We start from the raw sequence: 8,250 nt of genomic DNA, 5'->3' as shown, positions 1-8,250 counted from the left end.
CGACGGGCGCTGCCGCAGCTTCGGCGCGGGCGGCGATGGCTATGTGCCCGGCGAGGGCGTGGGCGCGGTGTTGCTCAAACCCTTGGAAAGCGCCCTGGCCGATGGCGACCCCATCCACGGCGTCATCAAAGGCTCGGCCATCAACCACGGCGGCAAGACCCACGGCTACACCGTGCCCAACCCGGCGGCGCAGGGCGAGGTCATCGCCGCCGCGCTACGGCGGGCCGGGGTGGCGGCGGACAGCATCGGCTACGTGGAAGCCCACGGCACCGGCACGGCCTTGGGCGATCCGGTGGAAATCACCGGGCTGGTCCGGGGCTTCGGCCCGTGGCCGGCGGACGCGCCGCCCTGCGCCATCGGTTCGGTGAAATCCAACATCGGCCACCTGGAATCCGCCGCCGGCATCGCCGCGCTGACCAAGGTGCTGTTGCAGATGCGCCATGGCCGCTTCGCGCCGTCCCTGCACGCGGCGGAGATCAACCCCAACATCAATTTCGCCGCCACGCCCTTCCACCTGCGACGGGAGGCCGCGCCCTGGCCTCGGCCCGTGCGCGAGGGGCGGAGCCTGCCCCGGCGGGCGGCGATCAGCTCCTTCGGCGCGGGTGGGGCCAACGCCCATCTGGTGGTCGAGGAATTCATCCCATCCGAATCCGCCGCCGGGCGTCCGGCGGGCGTGGTCGTCGTCCCGCTCTCGGCCCGCAACCGCGAGCGGCTGGATGCCTATGCCCGCAAGCTGCGGGATTTCTTGGCGGGAATGGACGGCGGGGCGCTGACCGATCTTGCCTACACCTTGCAACTGGGCCGCGAACCCCTGGCCGAACGCCTCGCCATCGTGGCGGGCAGCCGGGCCGAATTGTTGGAACGGCTGGATGCCGCGCTGGCCGGGAATGATTCGGTACCCGGAATTCATCGGGGCCGGGTGCGGGCGGATTCCAACGTGGCGGACTTGCTCGGTGAGGGCGAGGCCGGGCGGCTTTTCGTGCGGGCCACGGCGGCGGCGGGGGATGGGGACACGCTGGCCCGGCTGTGGGCGGGCGGGATGGATTTGGATTGGTCGGTGCTGCATCCCGAGGGCGGGCGGCGCTTGTCTTTGCCGACCTATCCCTTCGCGGGCGAACGGCATTGGTTTACCCCGGCAGCGGCACCGCAAGCAACCGCCGATTCGGCGGTGCGGGGCTGGCTGGACCGTGAGGTTCCCGGCCCGCGTGCCTTCACCAAGCGGCTGCGGGCGGGCGATTGGTTCCTGGCGGAACACCGGGTACAGGGACGGCCCACCTTGCCGGGGGTTTGTCAGATGGAGCTGGCCCTCGCCGCCGGGGCGCGGGTGATGCAGCGCCCCCCGGTTCGACTGACCCATTTAGTGTTGCAAAGCACCGTGAGCGTGCCGGATACGGGCGACCTCGACGCCGAAATCCGGCTGCAACCCCGCCCGGACGGTGCTTGGGATTTCTCCATCGTGACGGGAAGCGGGGAAGGTCAGCGCGTCCACAGCCAAGGGCGGCTGTCCGCCAGCGTCGCGGAACCACCCGCCCCGGTGGATTTGGCCGCGTTGCGGGCCGGTTTCGCGCCGGGACCGGAACCCGCCGCGCTATACCGGGCCTTCGCCGACCGGGGACTGGACTACGGCCCGGCCTTCCAAGCCGTGCGGCGGGCTTGGTGCGGCGGGGATGTGGCGCTGGTGGAACTGGCCTTGGACGAGGCGCAAGCCGCCACAGCGGGGGATTACCGGCTGCCCCCGGCCCTGCTCGACGCCGCTTTGCAAACCATGGCCTTGCTGTCCCTGCACGCCGGTGGGTTCCGGGAGGGCGGGCTGTATCTGCCCTTTGCTTTGGACAGCCTGGATATTCACCGCCACCCCGGCGTGGCCTGCTGGGTGAAGGTGCGGCGAACGGCGGCGCTGCCGGACCACGGCGGGGCGCGGTTCGACCTGAGTTTGTTCGACTCGGCGGGACTAGCCATCGCGGACCTGCGCGGCCTGACCGTGCGGGCCGTCGCGCCTGTGAAAGAGGCCATCCCGGCGTCCAGCGACGGCCCTCATTATTTCCGGCCCGCGTGGCGGGCAACGGACGCGCTCTCCGCCGCCCCGGAAACGGCGGGCCTGCTGGTGATGTTCGACCAGCCGGGACCGCGCTGGGATGTCCTGCCTGGGCGGGCCGACGCGGTGCTGGTGGAATCCGGCCCGGCGCGGGCGCGGCTGGGCGAGCGGCATTTCCGCATCCGGCCCGAGGCGGAGGAGGACTATCCCTGGCTGTTCGGGCAACTCGCCGAACTGGGCGCGGGGCCGTGGCGCTTGCTGGATTGCCGCTGCCTGCCCGGCGGCGGATTGGAAGATGGCACGGAATTCACGGCGGCGCTGTATCTCACTAAAGGCTTGATCGGCCTGCGTCCGACTCGCGAGGTGGCTTGGCTCTTGGCCTGTTTGGACGGCGACGGGCGGGCCGATGTCCGCCACGCCGCGTTGTCCGGCTTCTTCCGCAGCTTGCGCCGGGAGAATCCGCGCCTCGACGGTTTTGTATTGACCTTGGATGCCGCCGAAGCCACGCCCGGACGCTTCGCGGCCCACGCCCGGCGTGAACTGGCGGCGCGGCCTAGCGAGGCGCGGGAAATCCGCTATCGGGCCGGGCGGCGTGAAATCGCTGGCCTTGAGTTGCTGGATAGACCGACTCGGTTTGCAAAACCGAGTCGGTCTGCGGGTGGGTCTAGCGTGCTGCGCGAGGGCGGCGTTTACCTCATCAGCGGCGGGCTGGGCGGGCTGGGGCTGTGCTTCGCCTGTCATTTGGCCCGGCACTACCGGGCGCGGCTGGCCTTGCTGGGCCGCAGCCCGCTCAACGCCACCCACGAGAATTTGCTGGCCGAACTGCGGAGCCTGGGCGGGGAAGCGCTGTACCTGTCCGCCGATGTGGCCGACCCGGCGGCGGTGAACCGCGCCGTGGCCGAGGTCCGTGCCCGGTTTGGCGGGCTGCATGGGGTCATCCATTCCGCCGGAGTCATCGAGGACGGCTTGATCCTCAAGAAGGACGCGGCGTCCGTGGCCCGCGTGCTGGCGCCGAAACTGGCCGGGACGATCAATCTGGATGAAGCCACCGCCGCCGACCCGCTGGATTTCTTCGCGCTCTGCTCCTCGCTGGCGGCGCTGACCGGGAACGTGGGGCAGGCCGATTACGCCCTCGCCAACCGCTTCCTGGACGGCTACGCGGAACGCCGTGAAGCCTGGCGGCTGGCGGGCCGACGCCACGGCTTGAGTGTCGCCATTAACTGGCCGTATTGGGCCGAGGGCGGGATGCGCATCCCGGCGGACAAGCTGGGCCATCTGATGGAAACCACCGGCATGAGTCCCTTGGGCAACGAGGCGGGCTGTGTGGCGCTGGAAACCTGTCTGACGTTGGGCTTGCCTCGGGTGTTGGTGATGGCCGGGGATTTGGCCCGCCTCAAAAAATTCTTGGATGTGGTTGACGCGCCCGCCATTCCGGCGGCAACGGAAACGGCGGCAGCCGCGCCAACCCAAGCGGATGTGGCGGAACAGGTGGCCGGTATCATCGGGCAGATACTCAAGCTGGCTCCCCGCGACATCGAGCCGGATGCCAATTGGGAGGAGTTGGGCTTCGATTCAATCACGCTGACCGAACTCGCCACCCACCTCAACCGCCGCTTCGGTCTGGATTTGTCGCCCGCCCATTTGTTCGAGCAGCCTTCGGTGGCGAGGTTGGCGGGGCATTTGTGGGTGGCGCATGGCGAAACTTTCGTAGGTCGGGCAGGTACCCATGCCCGACTCGCACCGACCGGGGATGGGGATGTCGGGCATGGGAATACATGCCCGACCGACGAGGCTGAACCCATCGCCATCGTCGGCATGAGCGGCGTCTTCCCCGGCTCGCCGGATTTGGCGGCGTTCTGGGACAACCTCTCGAGCGGGCGGGATTTGATCGGCGAGATTCCCCCTGACCGCTTCGACTGGCGACAACATCAAGACGAGGCCGGACGCGGGCCGCGCTGGGGCGGGTTCATCGCCGGGGTGGACCGCTTCGACGCGGCCTTCTTCAAGATTTCCCCCCGCGAAGCCGCGCTGATGGACCCGCAGCAGCGGATATTCCTGGAACTGGCCTGGGCCGCGATTGAAGACGCGGGCTACCGGCCCTCAAGCTTGGCGGGCAGCCGCACCGGCGTGTTCGTCGGCATCGGCAACCGGGAATACGCCGAATTGCTGCAAGCGTCCCAAATCCCGCCGGAAGCCCAATACGCCACCGGCATCGCGTCCACCCTGTTGCCCAACCGGGTGTCCTATCTGCTGGACCTGCGCGGACCCAGCGAGCCGGTGGACACCGCCTGTTCCAGCGCCCTGGTGGCGATTCACCGGGCGGCGCAATCCTTGCGGCTGGCCGAGTGCGAGATGGCTTTGGCGGGCGGCATCAACCTATTGCTCACGCCCACCGCCTTCCTCGCCTTCGGCCAGGCCGGGATGCTGGCCCCGGATGGACGCTGCAAGAGCTTCGACCGCCGCGCCGATGGCTACGTGCGGGGCGAGGGCGGCGGGGTGTTGCTGCTCAAGCCGCTGTCCCGCGCCCTGGCCGACGGCGACACCATCCACGCACTCGTCCGGGGTTCGGCGATCAATCACGGCGGGCGGGCCGGTTCCCTCACCGCGCCCAACCCGCAGGCCCACGCCGAGTTATACGCCCGCGCCTACGCCGCCGCCGGGTTCGGCCTGGACAGCGTGGGCTATATCGAGGCCCACGGCACCGGCACCGAATTGGGCGACCCGGTGGAAATCAGCGGACTCAAATTGGCCACCGAACGCCTGGGCGGGACACGCCGGGACGCGCCCCACTGCGCCTTGGGCACGGTGAAGAGCAACATCGGCCATCTGGAAGCGGCGGCGGGCATCGCCGGGACGATCAAGACCGTGCTGGCCTTGCGGGCCAAGCGCGTGCCCGCCAGCCTGCACATCCACGCGCCGAATCCCCACATCGACCTCTGCGGCACGCCGTTCTTCCTGGCCGATGCGCCGCGCCCCTGGCCGGTGTTGACGGACGAACACGGTGCCCCGCTGCCACGCTGGGCGGGGGTGAGTTCCTTCGGCTTCGGCGGGGTGAATGCCCATCTGGTGTTGGAAGAATGGCCGACAGCGCCCGCCGTCCCCGCCCACCACGGCCCGGAGTTAGTGCCGCTGTCGGCCCGCGACGGCGACCGCCTCCGCGATGCGGCCCGGCGGCTGCGGGATTGGCTGGGGCGGGACGAAGCCGCGTCCCTGGCGGATATCGCCCACACCCTGCGGGTGGGCCGCGAACCCATGCGGGAACGGCTGGCCTTCATCGCCCATAGCCGCGCCGACTTGGCCGAACGACTGGGCCGCTGGCTGGATGGCGATACGGCAGGCATCTGGCGCGGCACCGCCGGGACGGGATCGACGCGAACCATCGACCCGGCCACGACGCCGGAAGCCTTGCAAGCCGTGTTCGCCGCCGAGGGCTGGGCCGGTGTCGCCAAGCTGTGGAGCCAAGGCGCGGACCTGCCTTTCGACGCTTGGGAACGGGGCAATAACCGCCGCCGGGTGTCCTTGCCCACGTATCCCTTCGCCCGTGAACGGCATTGGTTGTCCTCGGTGTCGGGTGAATCGTCCCCCTCTCCAGCGGGAGAGGGCAGGGGTGAGGGGATTTCCAAAGGGATTTCTTCCGCTGTTCCTCACAAGGTTCAATCGGATGAAAAAGAAGGAAATCTGTTTCTGATTTCCCCTTACCCTAGCCCCCCTTCGGCTACGCTCAGGACAGGTCTCCCGCTGGAGAGGGAATTAACCCGCCGCCTGCGCCGCGACGATCCCCTCATCCGGGACCATGTGGTGAAAGGCCGGGCCATCCTGCCCGCCGTGGTCGGCTTGGCCTTGGCGCGGGAGGCGGCGGCGAGTTTCGGCGCGGTGGTCGGCGTCGAACAGGCGACCTGGGAACGCCCGCTGGTGATGGAGGACGACATCGGCGTCGACATCCGCCTGACCCCGGAGGCCGGGGCGGTGCTATTCGAGTTGCGGGAAACCGGCGCGGTCTCCGCCTTCGCCCGTGGCCGCTTGATGCTGGCGGGCGCGGACACGGCCACACCAGAAGCTTTCTCGCCCACCGCCATCGCCGCCCGTTGCCCGGCGCGGCTGGACGCGCTGGCCTTGTACACGGCGTTCGCGGCGCGGAGCCTGGTCTATGGCGAATCCCTGCGGGTCGTGGCGGAACTGCGCAGCAACGCCGAGGAAGCCCTGGCTTATTTGCTGCCCGTGCCGGATGGTTCGGAAAGCGCTCTGCTGGATGGCGCGTTACAGACCGCCGCCGGGCTGTTGGCACGCGACCCGGAGCGGCTTTATCTGCCGGTCGCGCTGGACCGGCTGGTTTGGCACGCGCCCTTGGCGGCGACCCGCTATGTTCACGCCATCGCTCGACCTGATGCGGATGGCCCCGACACAGCCCGGCTGGATATTCGTCTGGCCGGGGCCGATGGCGCGGTGCTGGCTGAATTGGTCGGGATGACCTACCGCGCCCCGGCCCGCCCGGAAACCGCCGGGTTGTACGTGGTGGAACCGTGGCGGGAAGCCGCGCCGCTGGCGGAACCGGCGGATGTGCGGCTGATTCACGGCGGGGCGGGACAAAACCGCCTCACTCACGATGTCCAGCGATTGCCGGATGGTCCGCTGCCACCCGCCTTCAAGACCGGCGGCGTGTATTGGATCACTGACGGCTTGGGCGGCTTGGGCTTGAAGCTGGCGGACTATCTGGCCGAACGCTACCGGGCGCGGCTGTTGCTGACCGGGCGCCGCAAGCCGGACGGCGCCGCCCTGGCCCGTTTGGCGCAACTCGGGGCCGAAGTGCTATATGTCCCAGCGGACGCGGCCAAGCCAGCGATGATGGCCCGCGCCGCCGAATTGGCCCGGCGGCGCTTCGGCCCGTTGAATGGCGTGCTGCATCTGGCGGGCAGCGTCCGCGACGGGTTGCTCCGCGATTTCTCCCCGGACGACTTGACCGGCCTTTTCGATGCCAAAATCGATGGCACCCAGGTTCTCGACCGCGTGACCCGCGACGATCCGCTGGATTGCTTCGTGCTGTTCGACTCCCTCGCCGCTGTGGTCGGCAACGCCAGTCAGACCGGCTACGCCTTCGCCAATGCCTATTTGAACGACTACGCCCGACACCGCGCCGCCTTGGTCGCAGCGGGCGAGCGGCGGGGCCGCAGTTTGGCCCTGGCGTGTAGCGATTGGCAGGACGGCGGCATGAGCCTGGCCCCGGAAATCCTCGCCCAGCGCCGCGCCGAATTCGGGCTGGAGCCGCTGTCAACGGCGGACGGCTGGCGGGTTCTGGAATACGCCCTGACGGCGGGCCTGACCGACGCGGGCGTGGTGCGAGGCCGCGCCGATGGGCTGGCCCGGTTGTTCGGTGCGGCAATCCGTGCCGAAACTTCGCCCGAACCTAAATCCACCGCGCCCGACGCGGAGGCCGCCTACCGCCGAGCCGAGCGGCATTTGCGCGGATTGCTGGCCGACGCCATCGGCATGGCCCCCGAGCGCATCGACCCGCAAGCGCCGCTGGAAGACTACGGATTCAGCTCGTTGTTGATCGTGAAGCTCAGCGACTTGCTGGAACGGGACTTCGGGCGGGTGCCGAAGACCCTGTTCTTCGAGCATCGCACCCTGGCGGGACTGGCCGGGCATTTCGCCCAGCACCACGCCGCCAAGCTGGCCGAGTTGTACCCAGAACCCGGTGGGAGCGGGCTTCAGCCCGCGACCGAAGCCACACCGCCCAGCGTGACCAACCAGTCATCAAGCCTCCCCATCCCAGCGCGCCCTGAGAACCACGACCAGCCCATCGCCATCATCGGCCTGAGTGGCCGTTACCCCGAAGCGCCCGACCTCGCCGCGTTCTGGGACAACCTCGCGGCGGGGCGGGATTGCGTCACCGAGATTCCCCCCGAGCGCTGGGACTGGCGGCAACACTTCGACCCGGACCAGGCCACGCCGGGCAAGAGCTATGGCCGCTGGGGCGGATTCGTCGCCGACGCCGACAAGTTCGACCCGCTGTTCTTCGGCATCACCCCCCACGAGGCGGAATTGATGGACCCGCAGGAGCGGTTGTTCCTGCAAACCGCCTGGCACACGGTCGAAGACGCGGGCTATGGCCGCCGCCCACTGGCCGGGCAGGACGTGGGCGTGTTCGTCGGGGTCATGTTCGGCACCTATCAGCTTTACGGGCCGGAGCAATTCCTCCGGGGCAATCCGGTGTTGCC

General features: G+C 69.2%; 1 protein-coding gene. It reads left to right on the top strand.

What is annotated here, in order from left to right; translation table 11 throughout:
• Window positions 1–8,250 (top strand): SDR family NAD(P)-dependent oxidoreductase (locus ACXWUF_RS14340; protein WP_458503297.1); only part of this gene is annotated, 8,250 nt, incomplete at both ends.

The sequence above is a fragment of the Methylomagnum sp. genome (assembly GCF_054333355.1).
This window is presented reverse-complemented; position numbering and strand designations above follow the sequence as displayed.